Source organism: Ottowia pentelensis (assembly GCF_964341695.1).
In genome coordinates, this window is record NZ_OZ224513.1 from 343,208 (window position 1) to 359,521 (window position 16,314).

At 67.2% G+C, this 16,314-nt stretch carries 15 protein-coding genes and 1 pseudogene; 13 read left to right on the top strand and 3 right to left on the bottom strand.

What is annotated here, in order from left to right; all coding sequences use genetic code 11:
• Positions 1 to 6 precede the first annotated feature (6 nt).
• Complete coding sequence (locus ACWHMB_RS01615; protein ID WP_377481221.1) at positions 7 to 498, bottom strand: hypothetical protein; 492 nt, start codon at positions 496 to 498, stop codon at positions 7 to 9.
• A gap of 266 nt (positions 499 to 764) precedes the next feature.
• On the opposite strand from ACWHMB_RS01615, the gene ACWHMB_RS01620 reads away from it, so the two are divergent.
• Both ACWHMB_RS01620 and ACWHMB_RS01625 read left to right on the top strand, forming a co-directional pair.
• Positions 765 to 1,277, top strand: coding sequence for a hypothetical protein (locus ACWHMB_RS01620; RefSeq protein WP_377481224.1), 513 nt, complete (start codon positions 765 to 767; stop codon positions 1,275 to 1,277).
• Between the two features lie 192 nt (positions 1,278 to 1,469).
• The gene (locus tag ACWHMB_RS01625) at positions 1,470 to 2,639 is read left to right on the top strand and encodes an MFS transporter (RefSeq protein ID WP_377481227.1); all 1,170 of its coding nucleotides are present in this window, start codon (positions 1,470 to 1,472) and stop codon (positions 2,637 to 2,639) included.
• A 151-nt stretch (positions 2,640 to 2,790) separates the two neighbouring features.
• On the opposite strand, the gene ACWHMB_RS01630 is transcribed toward ACWHMB_RS01625, so the two are convergent.
• Positions 2,791 to 4,089: an integrase gene (locus ACWHMB_RS01630; RefSeq protein WP_377542571.1), complete on the bottom strand. Its 1,299-nt coding sequence runs from the start codon at positions 4,087 to 4,089 to the stop codon at positions 2,791 to 2,793.
• Positions 4,090 to 4,251: 162 nt separating this feature from the next.
• Here ACWHMB_RS01630 and ACWHMB_RS01635 point away from each other — a divergent pair, with 162 nt between their 5' ends.
• From ACWHMB_RS01635 to ACWHMB_RS01660, 6 genes are all read left to right on the top strand, one after another.
• Positions 4,252 to 5,193 (top strand): IPTL-CTERM sorting domain-containing protein, encoded by a 942-nt coding sequence (locus tag ACWHMB_RS01635; RefSeq protein ID WP_377482991.1) that lies wholly within the window; start codon positions 4,252 to 4,254, stop codon positions 5,191 to 5,193.
• 85 nt (positions 5,194 to 5,278) lie between these two features.
• Positions 5,279 to 5,785, top strand: coding sequence for a single-stranded DNA-binding protein (ssb, locus tag ACWHMB_RS01640; RefSeq protein WP_377482989.1), 507 nt, complete (start codon positions 5,279 to 5,281; stop codon positions 5,783 to 5,785).
• A gap of 123 nt (positions 5,786 to 5,908) precedes the next feature.
• A complete protein-coding gene (locus ACWHMB_RS01645) occupies positions 5,909 to 7,153 on the top strand; it encodes an ABC transporter substrate-binding protein (RefSeq protein WP_377482987.1) in 1,245 nt (414 codons plus the stop codon).
• A 77-nt stretch (positions 7,154 to 7,230) separates the two neighbouring features.
• Positions 7,231 to 8,247 (top strand): SLAC1 anion channel family protein, encoded by a 1,017-nt coding sequence (locus ACWHMB_RS01650; RefSeq protein ID WP_377482985.1) that lies wholly within the window; start codon positions 7,231 to 7,233, stop codon positions 8,245 to 8,247.
• Between the two features lie 170 nt (positions 8,248 to 8,417).
• Positions 8,418 to 9,146 carry a GTP cyclohydrolase I gene (folE, locus tag ACWHMB_RS01655; RefSeq protein ID WP_377482983.1) on the top strand — a complete coding sequence of 243 codons (729 nt, stop codon included), beginning with the start codon at positions 8,418 to 8,420 and terminating at the stop codon, positions 9,144 to 9,146.
• 59 nt (positions 9,147 to 9,205) lie between these two features.
• Entirely contained in the window at positions 9,206 to 9,919 is a 714-nt protein-coding gene (locus tag ACWHMB_RS01660) for an RNA polymerase sigma factor (protein ID WP_377482981.1), read from the top strand.
• Positions 9,920 to 9,922: 3 nt separating this feature from the next.
• Here the strand turns inward: ACWHMB_RS01660 and mnmA are convergent.
• Positions 9,923 to 11,121, bottom strand: a pseudogene (gene mnmA, locus ACWHMB_RS01665) (tRNA 2-thiouridine(34) synthase MnmA).
• 179 nt (positions 11,122 to 11,300) lie between these two features.
• On the opposite strand from mnmA, the gene rpsL reads away from it, so the two are divergent.
• The 5 genes from rpsL to rpsJ all read left to right on the top strand — a co-directional run bounded on the left by rpsL (position 11,301) and on the right by rpsJ (position 16,308).
• Complete coding sequence (rpsL, locus tag ACWHMB_RS01670; RefSeq protein ID WP_324423478.1) at positions 11,301 to 11,678, top strand: 30S ribosomal protein S12; 378 nt, start codon at positions 11,301 to 11,303, stop codon at positions 11,676 to 11,678.
• 171 nt (positions 11,679 to 11,849) lie between these two features.
• The gene (gene rpsG / locus ACWHMB_RS01675; protein WP_377482976.1) at positions 11,850 to 12,320 is read left to right on the top strand and encodes a 30S ribosomal protein S7; all 471 of its coding nucleotides are present in this window, start codon (positions 11,850 to 11,852) and stop codon (positions 12,318 to 12,320) included.
• Positions 12,321 to 12,404: 84 nt separating this feature from the next.
• Entirely contained in the window at positions 12,405 to 14,513 is a 2,109-nt protein-coding gene (fusA, locus tag ACWHMB_RS01680; protein ID WP_377482973.1) for an elongation factor G, read from the top strand.
• A 281-nt stretch (positions 14,514 to 14,794) separates the two neighbouring features.
• Entirely contained in the window at positions 14,795 to 15,985 is a 1,191-nt protein-coding gene (tuf, locus tag ACWHMB_RS01685) for an elongation factor Tu (protein ID WP_377516472.1), read from the top strand.
• 11 nt (positions 15,986 to 15,996) lie between these two features.
• Positions 15,997 to 16,308: a 30S ribosomal protein S10 gene (gene rpsJ / locus ACWHMB_RS01690; protein ID WP_377479312.1), complete on the top strand. Its 312-nt coding sequence runs from the start codon at positions 15,997 to 15,999 to the stop codon at positions 16,306 to 16,308.
• Positions 16,309 to 16,314: the final 6 nt, after the last annotated feature.

Sequence of the window (16,314 nt, forward strand, 5' to 3'; positions counted from 1 at the left end):
GGCCGCTCAGTGAGCGACCGGCAGGGCCCGGAAGCCGGGGTGGTCGAAATGGGTTCGGTATTGATTGACGGCCTGCGCCACGTGCATCAGTCCGTCGGCGGGCTCGGTGCCGGCGCTCTTGCCGTTCATGGCGTCCAGGCCGGCGCCGATGTCGGCGATCACCAGGTGCAGCTGGGCGTCGGCGTCGGGCGCGAGCTTGCAGTTCTGGACGATGAAGGCGACTTCCTGCTCGATCTTGCCTGCCAGGTCGCGATACTGCGCGGGCTGCAGCGTGCCGGCGTGGGCGGCCTTCAGTTTCGGCGCCACCAGACCGCGGATGTTGTCCATGCCTTTGCGCAGCGGCGCGTCGGTGCTCCACTTGCGGCCCTGGTTCAGCGTCAGTTCCTGCGGGACGGCGCTGCCGTGGTCGTGCCCGGCGGTTTGCGCCTGCACGGGTGCGCCCACGGCCAGCAGGGTGGCCACGGCGGTCGCGGCCAGGGTCCATTTCAGTGCTTCCATGTCCTTCTCCAACGGTTGGCAGCAGCCGTACATCGGCTGCATGGACGATTCGAGAAGGGGGCGGCCCGGCCGTTCCGGCAAACCCGCCGCTTCTTGGGAAACATCAAGAAATGGGCGCGCCGGCGCCGGTGAACGTCCGTTTGCACGCCATTTCAGCCGCTCGCGGGGCGGCGCTTGCCCTGTGCCATCTGGCCGATGGCGCGGCCGGGCGATCGAACCTAGCATCGCATGCGCGCCGCCCGCGTGAGGTGGCGTTGGGGAACGCCATGTCCAGGACTGCTTTGCGTTTTTTGTCCACGTTTGTGCTTGAAGCGGCCGTCGCCGCCGTCGGGGTTCTTGGCCTTGCCGGGGCGGCGCAGGCCGGCGATGCGTCGGGCGAGCTGCGCTACCAGGCCAAGCGCGGGCCCGTCACCGTCACGCTGCACCACGCCTATCTGGTGACCGGCCCCGACGCCATGGGACAGCCCATCCGCGAACTGGTGCTGTCCGAGCAGGACCTGGCATCGGCCATCGCCGGCTGCGACGGGCTGGGCTGCGTCAGCGGCAAGCTGGGCAGCGGTGCCACGGTGGATTTCGACGCCGGCCCGCGCCTGAACACCTGGTTCGTGGCCAACGACCAGCTCATCCAGCACTCCGACACCGCCACGCCCGACACCATGAGCCTGCAAGAGAACAGCGCCCAGCGCCTGGCCGGGCGCTGGAGCCAGAGCGATGCCGAGGGCGCCGTGGGCACGGTGCAGTTCGACGCGCCGCTGACCAAGGCGTTCAGCAAGCACTGACGGGCGCCAAGCCACGGCGGGACTGCGGGGCGCCGGCAAGGCCGGGCCTTCCATGCCCGGTTTGGATCAGGGACAAGCCCGATGCCCGACAATAGCCAGCTTGTTGCCTTGCCGCCGCACGGCGCCTTGCCGTGACGTCCGCCGATGTCCGCCACTGTTTCTGCCAACATTCCCACATCCCCTGCCCACCGCATGACCGGCGACGAGCGCCGCGCCACCCAGTCGCTGGCGGGCATTTTCGCGCTGCGCATGCTGGGGCTGTTCCTGGTGCTGCCGGTGTTCATGCTGGAGGCGGCGCGCTATCCGGGCGGCGACGACCCGGCGCTGATCGGCCTGGCCATGGGCATCTACGGCCTGACGCAGGCGGTGATGCAGGTGCCGCTGGGGCTGGCGTCGGACCGCATCGGCCGCAAGAAGGTGATCGTCGCCGGCCTGGTGGTGTTCGCGCTGGGCAGCATGGTGGCGGCGCTGGCCGGCAGCGTGCACATGCTGGTGGCCGGGCGCGCGCTGCAGGGCGCGGGCGCGGTGTCGGCGGCGGTGACGGCGCTGCTGGCCGACCTGACGCGCGACGAGGTGCGCACCAAGGCCATGGCGGCGGTCGGTATCAGCATCGCCGGCATGTTCGCGCTGTCGCTGGTGGTGGCGCCGCCGCTGGCTGGCGCCATCCACCTGTCGGGCCTGTTTTGGCTGACGGCGCTGCTGGCCGTGGGCGGCATCGTGGTGGTGCTGCGCGCCACGCCCGACGAGCCCGCGCGCCACAAGGACGAGCCACGCGGGCGCCTGCAGGACGTGTGGCTGCACCCGCACCTGTGGCGGCTGGACCTGGGCGTGTTCGTGCTGCACACGGTGCAGATGTCGATGTGGGTGGTGGTGCCCGAGCTGCTGGTGGGCGCCGGCCTGCCAAAGGCGCACCACTGGCAGCTGTACCTGCCGGCGGTGCTGGCCTCCTTCGTGCTGATGGGCGGGCTGTTCACGCTGGAGCGGCGCGGCTACCTGCGCGCCGTGCTGCGCGGCGGCATCGCGCTGCTGCTGCTGGTGCAACTGGCCCTGCTGTGGCTGGCGCCGCAGGCGCCGGGGCTGTGGACCATGGGCTGGGTGATGTTCTTTTTCTTCGTCGCCTTCAACCTGATCGAGGCCAGCCAGCCCAGCCTGATCTCGCGCCTGGCCCCGGCCAACGCGCGCGGCGCGGCGCTGGGGGTCTACAACACGCTGCAGTCGCTGGGCCTGTTCACCGGCGGGGCGCTGGGCGGCTGGCTGCTCAAGCACGGCGGCTATGGGGCGGTGCTGGGCGGCACCTCGGTGCTGGTGGCGCTGTGGCTGGTGCTGGGCTGGGCGCAGATCGTGCCCGCGACGAAGCGCTGAACCCGGCTCGACCCTCACGCTGCGATTCCTGCAGCGCTGGGCCGTAGTTCTCTGGGCGCTGGTGTGGCATTGGCGCGACTCCGGCCGAGTCGCGGTCTCAGTCTTTTCCAATTCAGGTATGAGCCTGAACGAGCCGGATTGAAGGTTGGGTTCAGGCCAAGCGTCTGGATCGTTTTTCAATTGTCGCAAACAGCGCCATGCGCGCTGCATTGAGCTGTTCAGCGGCCTGCAAGTCAGTCACTTGCACGGCCTGCTGTTGCAGCAGCTGGACAGTGATGCCGCGGCGCAACTGCTTGTCAATGTCCGGCAAGCTCGCGAGCTTCTCCAACGGCGTTTGCACCAGCTCGGGTGGGTAGGTCTTGCGAATTTTGCCCTTGGCATCCATCACCTGCTTGGCAAACAGGCAAGGGCGGTGCAGGTTGACGTAGGTGTTCAGATGCTCTTGGCAGAACGTGTTGATCAGGCCGGCAAAGCGCTGCGGAATATGGCTGTAGCCGAACGTCTTGCGCACCACGGCGGCGTTCTTGCTCTCGGCCAACGCGTTGTCATTGCTCTTGCGCGGGCGCGACTTGGTCTGCTCGGCCTGCAGCTTGCCCAGCAAGGCGGCCACCTGTCGATTGACGAACTCGCCGCCGTTGTCCGAATGAAAGCCGCGGATCGGAAACGGAAACTGAGCCATGAGCTGCTCCAACACCGGCAGCAAGAACGCCTCGCTGATGCGCTCGCAGCAAGCCACCACCTCCCACTGAGTGAGGATATCGACGGCATTGACGTAGTACACCCCCTTGATGCGATCGAGATCGCCCTGATGGACGCTGTCGATGCGAATGAAGCCCACTCGCCCGCCGGGGTCGGGCGCGCGTCGCTGGCCAATGGCATTGAGCACGGGCCGGGTTTTGGTCAAGGACACCCGGGCGGCTTTGTATGGGCCGCTCTTGCGCAGGTTGTACAGGTGCGAGGGCGACAGTTGCGCCAGGCGTTCAAAGCGCGCATCACCGTGCACATGCCAGGCGCGGCGCAGCAGGTGCACCGTCGCCGGCCCCGACAAGCAGCCATGGGCGCGATCAACGCTCACCAGCAGCGCCACATCGGCGGGGCTGTAGCGCCGGGCAAAGGCATGCGCTGGCACGCGGTAGCGCTTGGCCAGAGGCTGGCCTTCCAGCACGCGCGCCAGCAGCCGCGTCAGTTGCGCGCGCGAGTAGCCGCTGGTGCGCGCCAGATAGCGCAGCACGATGCCCTTGTCGGGCCTGGACAGACGCGTATAGCCCAAGCGGCGCACCACGCTGGCAATGTGCGCATAGCGCTCTTGATCATCGGCGAAGGCGCTGAAGCTGACCTCCAGCGTGCCTTCGAGAAACGCCTGCAATTGGGCAATGCTGCCCAGCCGGGATTCGTCCATGTCGATCACCATCTGAAAAATGATCGACCCAGATCGCCCATTCAGGCTCATATCTCGTTGGAATCTCGGCAACTCGTTCAGGCTCATACCTCGTTGGACAAGACTGTCTCTTGACAATTCTCCCGCCTTCACGGCAGGATGCCTCGCTTTTGCGCATTCATACAGGGAGAGAAAAATATGATCGGACTTAGGACTCGTGCCTCAACGCCCGTCGTGGCAGGGGTCGCCTGCCTGGCGGCCATGGGCTCCGGTGCGGCATTCGCGCTGACGCAGCCGCCGCCTTACACCACGCCCGGCACCTACAGCTACACGGTTCCCGCAGACGTCAGCGCCATCAGGGTGGCGGTGGCGGGCGGCGGCGGCGGCGGTGGCGGGTATGACATATCCGGCGGCTCTGGAGGCAACGGCGGCACCGGTGGTGTAGGTGCCCTGTTGAACGGGACCATCGCGGTGACGCCGGGCAGCACGGTGAGCGTGGTGGTTGGCGGGCCAGGCGCGGGCGGCACATCGGACAGCGACGGCAATCCGCCCGCCGGCGGCGCGGGTGGCAGCGGCCAAGGTGCGGGTGGCCCGGGTAGTCGGTCAGGCACGTCTGGCGGCAGCGGTTCGGGCGGCGGGGGCGGCGGCAGCAGCAGCGTGTCCGTCGCTGGCATCGTGGTGCAAGCCGGTGGCGGTGGCGGTGGTGGAGGTGGCAGCTATTCAGAGATCGGCGGCAACGGCGCTGGCGCTGCGGGAGCCGCCTCGGCGCCCAACTGCGCAACGGGCACGACAGGCGCCACAGGGAGCAACCCGGGTGCTACGGATGGCGGCGGCGGCGGCGGTGGCGGCGGCGGCGTCACCGCAGGAACGGCCGGCACAGCGGGACATGACGGCACGGCTGCAGCGGGCGGCGGAGGAGCCGGTGGTTCGTGCTACCTCGGCGCGGTGCAGAGCCTGTCGGCCACGGCAGGCGGTGGCGCCGGCGGCGCGGGAGGCGTGTTTGGCGCGCCGGTGCCCGCGGCCCAGGTGGGTGGCGCCGGTTCGGTGGTGCTGACACTGGTCGCCACACCGGCGCCCGTGCCGACGATGGGCGAATGGGCGCTGGGGCTGCTGTCCCTTTTTGCTGCCTCTTTGGGTGCCCGGCAACTGCTGCGGCGTACGGCGCAGCGACGCTGACGGGTTTTCCTGGCAGGCTCTGCGGCACAATGCGGCAGTCGCCGGTCGGCGGGCCGGCATTATCCGCAGAGAAATTTTCATCACCATGGCCTCAGTCAACAAAGTCATCCTCGTCGGCAATCTGGGGCGCGACCCCGAGATGCGCTCGTTTCCCAGCGGCGACCAGGTGGCCAACGTGACCCTGGCCACCACCGACAAGTGGCGCGACAAGCAGTCGGGCGAACCGCGCGAGCACACCGAATGGCACCGCCTGGTGTTCAACGGCAAGCTGGCCGAAATCGCCGGGCAATACCTGCGCAAGGGCAGCCAGATCTACGTCGAGGGCAGCATTCGCACCCGCAAGTGGCAGGGCCAGGACGGGCAGGACCGCTACAGCACCGAGGTACGCGTCGACCAGATGCAGATGCTGGGCAGCCGCCAGGGCGCCGGCGCACCGGCCGGTGACGAGGGCGGCTACGGCGGCGGCTACGACGCCCCATCGCGCCCCGCCGCCCGCCCGCCCGCCGCCCGCCCGGCCCCCGCCCCGCGCGCGGCCGAGCCCGCCAAGCCCGACAGCGGCTTCGGCGGCATGGACGACGACATTCCGTTCTGACGCCCGTTCGCGCTGGCGAACCGGCGCCCACCGGGTGAGGGGCCAGGACTCCCGGCAAGCCCGGATTGACGCGTGCCAAGGCAGCCACTACGGTGTCAAGTTTCACACTTGCGAGGGGCTGACATGAGCGGGAATGGATCGAAAGTGGCACGCCGTGCACGGCAGAGCTTGGGCGTTCTGGCGCTGCTGGCTGCCGGGTGGGCTCAGGCAGCCGGGATCAGCGACGGCGTGGTCAAGATTGGCGTTCTGACCGACATGTCGGGCGTGTCGGCCGACAACTCGGGCAAGGGGTCGGTGGCGGCGGCCGAGTTGGCGATCGAGGACTTCGCCAAGGACAAGAAGGTGCTGGGCAAGCCGATCGAGTTGATCGCGGCCGACCATCAGGGCAAGACCGACATCGGCGCCAGCCTGGCGCGCGAATGGTTCGACACCAAGCAGGTCGACATGATCACCGACCTGACCTTCTCCAACGTGGCGCTGGCGGTGCAGAAGATCGCCGACGACAAGGGCAAGCTGGCGCTGGTCACGGGCGCGGGTTCGGCGGCCATCACCAACGAAAACTGCAACAAGAGCACGGTGCACTGGATGTATGACACCTATGCGCTGGCCACCGGCACCGCGCGGGCGCTCTCGGCCCAGGGGCTGAAAAGCTGGTTCTTCATCACCGCCGACTACGCATTCGGGCACGCGCTGGAGAAAGACGCGCGCGCCATCGTGCAGGCCCAGGGCGGCCAGGTTCTGGGCAGCGTGAGGCACCCGGTGGGCACCAGCGACATGTCGTCCTACCTGTTGCAGGCGCAAGCGTCCAAGGCGCAGGTCATCGGATTGGCCAATTCGGGGGCCGATACCCTCAACACGGTCAAGCAGGCGCGTGAGTTCGGCTTGGGCGTCGGCGCCAACAAGCAGGTGTTCACGCCGCTGTTGGCGTTGATCACCGAGATCCATGGCATGGGCTTGCAGAACGCCCAAGGCATGTTCATCACCACGGGCTTCTACTGGGATCAGGACGAACAGACACGTGCCTTCTCGCGCCGCTATTACGAGCGCATGAACAAGATGCCCAGCATGATGCAGGCAGCGGTGTATTCGGCGGTGCTTCACTACCTGAAGGCCATTCAGGCAGCGGGGACCGATGAGGCGCAGCCGGTGATGGCCAAGATGAAGGCGATCGAGGTCAACGACGCCGTGGTGCGAAAGGGCCATATCCGCGATGACGGCCGGCTGGTGCACGACATGTTGCTGGTGCAGGTCAAGACGCCGGCCGAATCCAAGGCGCCTTGGGATGTGTACCAGATCAAGACCGTGATCCCCGGGGACCAGGCTTTTCAGCCTCTATCCCAGTCGCGCTGCCCCTTGATCAAGAAGTAACCCGAGCGCCCGATTCTCACGAGCCGCAAGAAGGATATGCAAGAAGGATATGGGTGTGGGCCGTATCATCCCGCGCCATGCCCAGCCAGCCCGAAAACCTCCAGCACCTGTCCTTCAACTGGTTCGCCATCGTGATGAGCGTGGCCGGGCTGGCGCTGGCCTGGCTGCAGGCCATGCCGATGCTGGGCGATACGGCCACCGGCGTGGCGCTGGTGCTGGCGGGCGTGGCGGCGCTGGCCTTCGTGGTGCTGGCGGTGCTGTCCTGGATTCGCTGGCAGGTGCAGGGCGAGGCGGTGGCGGCCGAGCTGGCGCATCCGGCGCGCCACGCCTTTCTGGGCGCGGTGCCGGTGTCGCTGCTGCTGCTGGCCACGGCAGGGGTGTCGTTGTTCGGCACGTCGGCGGCGCTGGCGGCGCTGTGGTGGGTGGGCTCGCTGCTGCAGCTGGCGGTCACGCTGTGGGCGCTGGGGCGCTGGCTGCGCGCCGACCGCGAGCAGGGGCTGAGCTGGGCGGCGCTGACGCCGGTGCTGTTCATCCCGGTCGTCGGCAACGTGCTGGCGCCGCTGGCGGGCGTGCCGCTGGGCGCGGGCGGCTGGGCGGCGGCGCAGTTCGGCATGGGCGTGCTGCTGTGGCCGGTGGTGCTGGCGCTGCTGCTGGCGCGCATCGCCACGCAGGGCCTGTGGCCCGATCGGCTGCTGCCGGCCAGCTTCATCGCCGTCACGCCGCCGGCGCTGGTCGGCAGCGGCGCGTTGCAGCTGGGTGTCGCGCCCGCGCTGGCCTGGATGGCCTGGGGCGTGGCCCTCTTGATGCTGCTGTGGTGCGCGCCGCTGATGCGCCGCATCCTGGCGCAGCCCTTCGGCATCGGCTTTTGGGCGCTGGGCTTTCCGCTGGCGGCGTTCGCGGGGCTCACACTGCGGCTGGCCTTCATGAACCCCGCCGCGCAGATGCTGGCCGTGGTGGCGCTGGCGCTGGCCAGCGTGGTGGTGCTGTGGCTGGCGCTGTCCAGCTGGAAGAGCTGGCGCGACGGCACGCTGCTGGCGCCCGAGGCCGCGCCCGTCAAGTCGATCACGGCCAGCCGGGGCGATCGCACGCCCTGAATATTCTCCTGATTCGATAGCTGCTCGCGCTTGATCGGCGGGCGATGCAGCCCGATTTTGCTTGAATAATCCGGTGCGCACGCACGCGCCGGAACGCCGCGCGCAGGCCCTCCATCCAATGGGCGGGATGAAGGCGCGGCCCCTGCGCGCGCCGTCCCCAGGAACGCATCATGCTCACCCAGCTTTCGCCGCCCATCCTCGCCACCGAAGACGTCACCGCGCGCATGCCGGCGTCCGACCGCATCCGCTACCGCCTGATCGCCGCCGGCCGGCGCTACCACGCCAACGACAACATCGCCGACTTCGTGCACGACGGTGAGTTGGCCGAGCTGCAGGACGAGGTGCAGGCCCGGCTGCAGGAGGTGCTGCAGGCGCTGGTGATCGACACCGACAACGACCACAACACGCAGGGCACCGCCCGGCGCGTGGCCAAGATGTTCGTGCGCGAGGTTTTTGGCGGCCGCTACGAGGCGGCGCCGGCGGTCACGGCCTTTCCCAACGTGTCGCAGCTGAACGAGCTGATGATCGTCGGTCCGCTCAAGGTGCGCAGCGCCTGCTCGCACCACCTGTGTCCCATCCTCGGCCAGGTGTGGATCGGGGTGCTGCCCAACGCCCAGTCCGACCTGATCGGCCTGTCCAAATACGCGCGCCTGGCCGAATGGGTGCTGGGCCGCCCGCAAATCCAGGAAGAGGCGGTGGTGATGCTGGCCGACGAGCTGGAGCGGCGCATGCGCCCCGATGGCCTGGCGGTGGTGATGCAGGCCAGCCACTTCTGCATGCACTGGCGCGGGGTCAGGGACGATGGGGCGCTGATGCGCAACTCGGTGATGCGCGGCGCCTTTTTGCAGGACGCCAGCTTGCGGCGCGAGTTCCTGAGCCTGCTGGGCGGGCGCGGCTGAGGCCACAATCCGGAACGCCGCGTGCGCTGCCCGCATCCAATGCCGCACAGGAGAGACCCATGCCGAATGCCCTGCGCCAAGCCGCCGCGCCCGTCACCACCCAAACCCCCGATGCCGAACTGGCGGCCCGGGGCGCGCAGGGTGATGAGCTGGCCTTCGAGGCCATCATGCGCCGTCACAACCAGCTGCTGTTTCGCACCGCGCGCAGCATGGTCAAGAACGACGCCGAGGCCGAGGATGTGGTGCAGGAGGCCTATTTGCGTGCCTGGCGCGCGCTCGGCAGCTTTCGCGCCGACGCCAAGCTGTCCACCTGGCTGGTGCGCATCGTCGCCAACGAGGCCTTCGGACGCCTGCGCCGCAAACACGCCCCCGTTATTCCACTGGACGCCGCCATGATCTCGCCCGAACCCGCCATCCAGGCCGCGCTGACCGACGAGCCCGAGCGCCAGCCCGAGCCGGCCGCCATGCGCGCCGAGCTGCGCCAACTGCTGGAGTCGCGCATCGACCACTTGCCCGATGCGTTTCGCACCGTCTTCATGCTGCGCGCGGTGGAGGAGCTGAGCGTGGAGGAGGTCGCGCAGGCGCTGGGCATCCCCGAAGCCACCGTGCGCACGCGCTTTTTTCGCGCCCGCGGCCTGCTGCGCGAGGGGCTGGCCAGCCAGATCGACGTCGCGCTGGGTGACGCCTTTGCCTTCGACGGCGCGCGCTGCGACCGCATCGTGGCCCAGGTGCTCAGCCGGGCGGCGGCCGAAGGCCTGTCGCGCCGCGATTGAGGCTCAGGCCTGAAGCGCCGCCGTCGCCGGCGGCTGCGGCAGGGCGGACGCCGTGGCGATCACGCCGCCGCCCAGGCAGACCTCGCCGTCGTACAGCACGGCGCTCTGGCCCGGCGTGACGGCCCACTGGGGCTGCTCGAAGCTCAACTCGAAGGTCCCCGGCGCCGCGCCGGGCGACAGGCGGCAGGCGGCGTCCTGCTGGCGATAGCGTGTCTTGGCGGCGTGCGCGCCGGCGGCGGGCGGCGTGCCGGCCACCCAGGCGCAGTCGTCGAAGCTGAGCCGCTGCGACAGCAGCCAGGGGTGGTCATGCCCCTGCACCACCACCAGGGTGTTGGCGGCGAGGTCCTTGCGCGCCACGAACCAGGGCTCGTGCGCGCCGCCGCCGCGCGCGGCCCCCTTGTCCTTGATGCCGCCGATGCCCAGGCCCTGGCGCTGGCCCAGGGTGTAGAAGGATAGGCCGACGTGCCGGCCGAGCGTGCGCCCGCGCTCGTCCTTGATCGGGCCGGGCTGGGATTTCAGGTAGCGGCCCAGGAACTCGCGAAACGGCCGCTCGCCGATGAAGCAGATGCCGGTGGAATCCTTCTTCTTGGCGTTGGGCAGCCCGATCTCGGCGGCGATGCGTCGCACCTCGCTCTTGTGCAGTTTGCCCACCGGAAACAGCGTGCGCGCCAGCTGCGCCTGGTTCAGGCGATGCAAAAAGAGCTCTGGTCCTTGGATGGGTCCAGTCCCTTGAGCAGTTCGTGCCGCCCGGTGGCGCCGTTCAGGCGCACGCGGGCGTAGTGTCCAGTGGCGATCTGGTCGGCGCCCAGGCGCATGGCGTGGTCCAGAAAGGCCTTGAACTTGATCTCGGCGTTGCACAGCACGTCGGGATTGGGCGTGCGCCCGGCCTGGTATTCGCGCAGGAACTCGGCAAACACGCGGTCCTTGTACTCGGCGGCGAAGTTGACGTGCTCGATCTCGATGCCCAGCACGTCGGCCACGGCGGCGGCATCGATGAAATCCTGGTTGGATGAACAGTATTCGCTGTTGTCGTCGTCCTCCCAGTTCTTCATGAAGATGCCGACCACCTCGTGCCCGGCCCGCTGCAGCAGGTGGGCGCTGACGGCCGAATCCACGCCGCCCGACAGGCCGACCACGATGCGATGCTTGGGGAAATTCACCCGGCAATTATCCCGCGCTTGTCGGCCGGGCGCGTGCGTCATATAATTTAAGGCTTTTCCCGCTTTGGGAGGCCTTTGGCATGGCGCTTTGCATGGCGCCGGGCACGGGGCCTTGCGGGAAATCAGCGCGCGGCCCGGCCGCTTTTGGGGCAACCAAGGGCAGCAAGCGGCGCGATCACCCACGTGGCAGGGCCACGTGTTTTCACGTTTTAGGGATATTCATGCCAACCATCAGTCAACTGGTGCGTCACGGGCGGACGGTCGAGACGACCAAGTCCAAGAGCCCGGCGATGCAAAACTCGCCGCAGCGTCGCGGTGTGTGCACGCGCGTGTACACCACCACGCCGAAAAAGCCGAACTCGGCGCTGCGCAAGGTCGCCAAGGTGCGTCTGACCAACGGTTTCGAGGTCATTTCGTACATCGGCGGCGAAGGCCACAACCTGCAGGAGCACAGCGTCGTGCTGGTGCGCGGCGGCCGGGTCAAGGACCTGCCGGGCGTGCGCTACCACATCGTGCGCGGCTCGCTCGACCTGCAAGGCGTCAAGGATCGCAAGCAGTCGCGCTCCAAGTACGGTGCCAAGCGGCCCAAGAAGGCCTGATCGTTCGTTTTTTTTTTGGTGCTTGGCGGGGCGATGGCAGCCCGCGTCGAGCGAAGTGGCCCGATTGGCGGGTCGAGTAAGTGCAGGTTTCCATTGAATCTGCGCGGCAGTCGGAGCCGGTGAAGGCTCACCACCCGACGCCAACTGAAGCACATTGAGAGGTGAATTGAAATGCCACGTCGTCGCGAAGTCCCCAAGCGTGAAATCCTGCCGGATCCCAAGTACGGCAATGTCGAACTGTCCAAGTTCATGAACGTCATCATGGAAGGTGGCAAGAAGGCGGTCGCCGAGCGCATCATCTACGGCGCGCTCGAGCAGATGGAGAAGAAGAGCGGCAAGGATCCGCTGGAGCTGTTCTCCATCGCCATCAACAACGTCAAGCCGATGGTCGAGGTCAAGAGCCGTCGCGTCGGCGGCGCGAACTATCAGGTGCCGGTCGAGGTTCGTCCGGTGCGCCGTCTGGCGCTGTCGATGCGCTGGATCAAGGAAGCCGCTCGCAAGCGCGGCGAGAAGTCGATGGCGATGCGTCTGGCCAACGAGTTGCTCGAGGCCACCGAAGGCCGCGGCGGCGCGATGAAGCGCCGCGACGAGGTGCACCGCATGGCCGAGGCCAACAAGGCCTTCAGCCACTTCCGTTTCTAAAGGCGCAGCATCCTGCATTGAAGGCTTGCGGCCCGACCTGCCGGTTGCGGTGGGCGGGCCATTGGCCGTTAAAGAAAGCACATCATGGCACGCAAAACCCCCATCGAGCGCTACCGCAACATCGGTATCTCGGCCCACATCGACGCGGGCAAGACCACGACGACCGAGCGCATCCTGTTTTACACCGGCGTCACCCACAAGCTGGGCGAGGTGCACGACGGCGCCGCCACCACCGACTGGATGGAGCAGGAGCAAGAGCGCGGCATCACCATCACCTCGGCGGCCGTGACCTGCTTCTGGAAGGGCATGGACATGTCCTACCCCGAGCACCGCTTCAACATCATCGACACCCCGGGGCACGTGGACTTCACCATCGAGGTGGAGCGTTCCATGCGCGTGCTGGACGGCGCCTGCATGGTGTACTGCGCCGTGGGCGGCGTGCAACCCCAGTCCGAGACCGTCTGGCGCCAGGCCAACAAGTACAAGGTGCCGCGCCTGGCTTTCGTCAACAAGATGGACCGCACCGGCGCCAATTTCTTCAAGGTCTATGACCAGATGAAGCTGCGCCTGAAGGCCAACCCCGTGCCGGTGGTGATCCCGATCGGCGCCGAGGACAACTTCAAGGGCGTGGTCGACCTGGTCAAGATGAAGGCCATCATCTGGGACGAAGCCACGCAGGGCATGAAGTTCGAGTATCAGGACATCCCGGCCGAGCTGGTTGCCGATGCCAAGAAGTGGCGCGAGAACATGGTGGAGGCCGCGGCCGAAGCCAGCGAAGAGCTGATGAACAAGTACCTGGAGGAGGGCGACCTCTCCGAGGACGACCTCAAGCTCGGCCTGCGCACGCGCACCATCGCCACCGAAATCCAGCCCATGCTGTGCGGCACGGCGTTCAAGAACAAGGGCGTGCAGCGCATGCTGGACGCCGTGATCGACTACCTGCCCTCGCCGGTGGACATCCCCGACGTGGCCGGCACCGACCCGGACGACCACGACAAGCACCTGTCGCGCAAGGCCGACGACGCCGAGAAGTTCTCGGCGCTGGCCTTCAAGCTGATGACCGACCCCTTCGTCGGCCAACTGACCTTCGTGCGCGTGTACTCGGGCGTGCTGTCCAAGGGCGACACCGTGTTCAACGCCGTCAAGGGCAAGAAGGAGCGCATCGGCCGCATCGTGCAGATGCACGCCAACGAGCGCATCGAGATCGAAGAAATCCGTGCCGGCGACATCGCCGCCTGCGTGGGCCTGAAGGACGTCACCACGGGTGAAACCCTGTGCGACGTCGATTCGCCCATCATGCTGGAAAAGATGGTGTTCCCCGAGCCCGTGATCGCGCAGGCGGTGGAACCCAAGTCCAAGGCCGACCAGGAAAAGATGGGCCTGGCCCTGTCGCGCCTGGCCGCCGAAGACCCGTCGTTCCGCGTGCGCACCGACGAGGAATCGGGCCAGACCATCATCGCCGGCATGGGCGAGCTGCACCTGGAAATCATCGTCGACCGCATGAAGCGCGAGTTCAACGTCGAGGCCAACGTGGGCAAGCCCCAGGTGGCCTACCGCGAAACCGTGCGCAAGACCGTGACCGACGTCGAAGGCAAGTTCGTGCGCCAGTCGGGCGGCAAGGGCCAGTACGGCCACGTCGTCTTCACGCTGGAGCCGCAGGAGCCGGGCAAGGGTTTCGAGTTCGTCGACGCCATCAAGGGCGGCGTGGTGCCGCGCGAGTACATCCCGGCGGTCGAGAAGGGTGTGGTCGAGGCGCTGACCAGCGGCGTGCTGGCCGGCTACCCGGTGGTGGACGTCAAGGTCACGCTGACCTTCGGCTCCTACCACGACGTGGACTCGTCCGAACAGGCCTTCAAGATGGCCGCCATCTTCGGCTTCAAGGAAGCGGCCCGCAAGGCCAGCCCCGTGATCCTGGAGCCCATGATGGCCGTCGAGGTGGAAACGCCCGAGGACTACGCCGGCACGGTGATGGGCGACTTGTCCAGCCGCCGCGGCATGGTGCAGGGCATGGACGACATGGTCGGTGGCGGCAAGGCCATCAAGGCCGAGGTGCCGCTGTCCGAGATGTTCGGCTACGCCACCACGCTGCGTTCCATGACGCAGGGTCGCGCCACCTACACGATGGAGTTCAAGCACTACGCCGAGGCGCCGAAGAACGTGGCCGAGGCCATCATCGCGGCAAGGGCAAAATAATGACCAGTGTGCCGGACCAAACCAGCGAAGCATGGTTTGCTCGGGCACCTCTGACCAGAAGGGTGTCGGACCAAGCCAGCGTACACGGCTTGCTCAGGCACCTCAATAAATATTGATGAAATCAGCCTCCGACGCTTGTCCATCAAGCGCCGGCAGCTATCAAATTGATAGTTTTTGCAATCTGCGATCCGGTGCCGTCCTGTCGCCCTGTGCGGGACGATCGAGCAACCGGGTGCAGACGTTAAACCCGAACACAGGCATGGCTCTTTGGAGATTTTGAAATGGCAAAAGAGAAATTCGAGCGCAGCAAGCCGCACGTGAACGTGGGCACCATTGGTCACGTCGATCACGGCAAGACCACCCTGACGGCGGCCATCGCCACCGTGCTGGCCAAGAAGTTTGGCGGCCAGGCCAAGGCCTACGACCAGATCGACAACGCCCCCGAAGAAAAGGCGCGCGGCATCACCATCAACACCTCGCACGTCGAGTACGAGACCGCGGCCCGCCACTACGCCCACGTCGACTGCCCCGGCCACGCCGACTACGTCAAGAACATGATCACCGGCGCCGCTCAGATGGACGGCGCCATCCTGGTGTGCTCGGCCGCCGACGGCCCCATGCCCCAGACCCGCGAGCACATCCTGCTGGCCCGCCAGGTCGGCGTGCCCTACATCATCGTCTTCCTCAACAAGTGCGACATGGTCGACGACGCCGAGCTGCTGGAGCTCGTCGAGATGGAAGTGCGCGAGCTGCTGTCCAAGTACGAATTCCCCGGCGACGACACCCCCATCATCAAGGGCAGCGCCAAGCTGGCCCTCGAAGGCGACACCGGCGAGCTGGGCGAAGTGGCCATCATGAACCTGGCCGACGCCCTGGACACCTACATCCCCACGCCTGAGCGCGCCATCGACGGCGCCTTCCTGATGCCCGTCGAAGACGTGTTCTCCATCTCCGGGCGCGGCACCGTGGTGACCGGCCGCGTCGAGCGCGGCATCATCAAGGTCGGCGAAGAAATCGAAATCGTCGGCATCAAGGCCACCCAAAAGACCACCGTCACCGGCGTCGAGATGTTCCGCAAGCTGCTCGATCAGGGTCAGGCCGGCGACAACGTCGGCATCCTGCTGCGCGGCACCAAGCGCGAAGACGTCGAGCGCGGCCAAGTCCTCTGTAAGCCCGGCTCCATCAAGCCGCACACGCACTTCACCGGCGAGGTCTACGTCCTGTCCAAGGACGAAGGCGGCCGTCACACGCCCTTCTTCAACAACTACCGCCCGCAGTTCTACTTCCGCACCACCGACGTCACCGGCTCCATCGAGCTGCCCAAGGACAAGGAAATGGTGATGCCCGGCGACAACGTGTCGATCACCGTCAAGCTGATCGCCCCCATCGCCATGGAAGAAGGCCTGCGCTTTGCCATCCGCGAAGGTGGCCGCACCGTGGGCGCCGGCGTGGTGGCCAAGATCATCGAGTAAGGAGCGGATTCATGGCACAGCAAAAAATCCGCATCCGCCTGAAGGCGTTCGACTACAAGCTGATCGACCAGTCGGCGGCCGAGATCGTGGACACCGCCAAGCGCACCGGCGCCGTGGTCAAGGGCCCCGTGCCCCTGCCCACGCGCATGAAGCGCTTCGACATCCTGCGCTCGCCGCACGTCAACAAGTCCAGCCGCGACCAGCTCGAAATCCGCACGCACCAGCGCCTGATGGACATCGTCGATCCGACCGACAAGACCGTCGACGCGCTGATGAAGCTCGACCTGCCCGCCGGCGTGGACGTCGAGATCAAGCTGCAGTAAGCGTGT

What these genes read in the sequence shown, in the direction of transcription:
- ACWHMB_RS01615 (WP_377481221.1), bottom strand. Translation starts at nt 498, where the DNA reads ATGGAAGCACTGAAATGGACCCTGGCCGCGACCGCCGTGGCCACCCTG.
- ACWHMB_RS01620 (WP_377481224.1), top strand. Translation starts at nt 765, where the DNA reads ATGTCCAGGACTGCTTTGCGTTTTTTGTCCACGTTTGTGCTTGAAGCG.
- ACWHMB_RS01625 (WP_377481227.1), top strand. Translation starts at nt 1,470, where the DNA reads ATGACCGGCGACGAGCGCCGCGCCACCCAGTCGCTGGCGGGCATTTTC.
- ACWHMB_RS01630 (WP_377542571.1), bottom strand. Translation starts at nt 4,089, where the DNA reads ATGAGCCTGAATGGGCGATCTGGGTCGATCATTTTTCAGATGGTGATC.
- ssb (WP_377482989.1), top strand. Translation starts at nt 5,279, where the DNA reads ATGGCCTCAGTCAACAAAGTCATCCTCGTCGGCAATCTGGGGCGCGAC.
- ACWHMB_RS01645 (WP_377482987.1), top strand. Translation starts at nt 5,909, where the DNA reads ATGAGCGGGAATGGATCGAAAGTGGCACGCCGTGCACGGCAGAGCTTG.
- ACWHMB_RS01650 (WP_377482985.1), top strand. Translation starts at nt 7,231, where the DNA reads ATGCCCAGCCAGCCCGAAAACCTCCAGCACCTGTCCTTCAACTGGTTC.
- folE (WP_377482983.1), top strand. Translation starts at nt 8,418, where the DNA reads ATGCTCACCCAGCTTTCGCCGCCCATCCTCGCCACCGAAGACGTCACC.
- ACWHMB_RS01660 (WP_377482981.1), top strand. Translation starts at nt 9,206, where the DNA reads ATGCCGAATGCCCTGCGCCAAGCCGCCGCGCCCGTCACCACCCAAACC.
- rpsL (WP_324423478.1), top strand. Translation starts at nt 11,301, where the DNA reads ATGCCAACCATCAGTCAACTGGTGCGTCACGGGCGGACGGTCGAGACG.
- rpsG (WP_377482976.1), top strand. Translation starts at nt 11,850, where the DNA reads ATGCCACGTCGTCGCGAAGTCCCCAAGCGTGAAATCCTGCCGGATCCC.
- fusA (WP_377482973.1), top strand. Translation starts at nt 12,405, where the DNA reads ATGGCACGCAAAACCCCCATCGAGCGCTACCGCAACATCGGTATCTCG.
- tuf (WP_377516472.1), top strand. Translation starts at nt 14,795, where the DNA reads ATGGCAAAAGAGAAATTCGAGCGCAGCAAGCCGCACGTGAACGTGGGC.
- rpsJ (WP_377479312.1), top strand. Translation starts at nt 15,997, where the DNA reads ATGGCACAGCAAAAAATCCGCATCCGCCTGAAGGCGTTCGACTACAAG.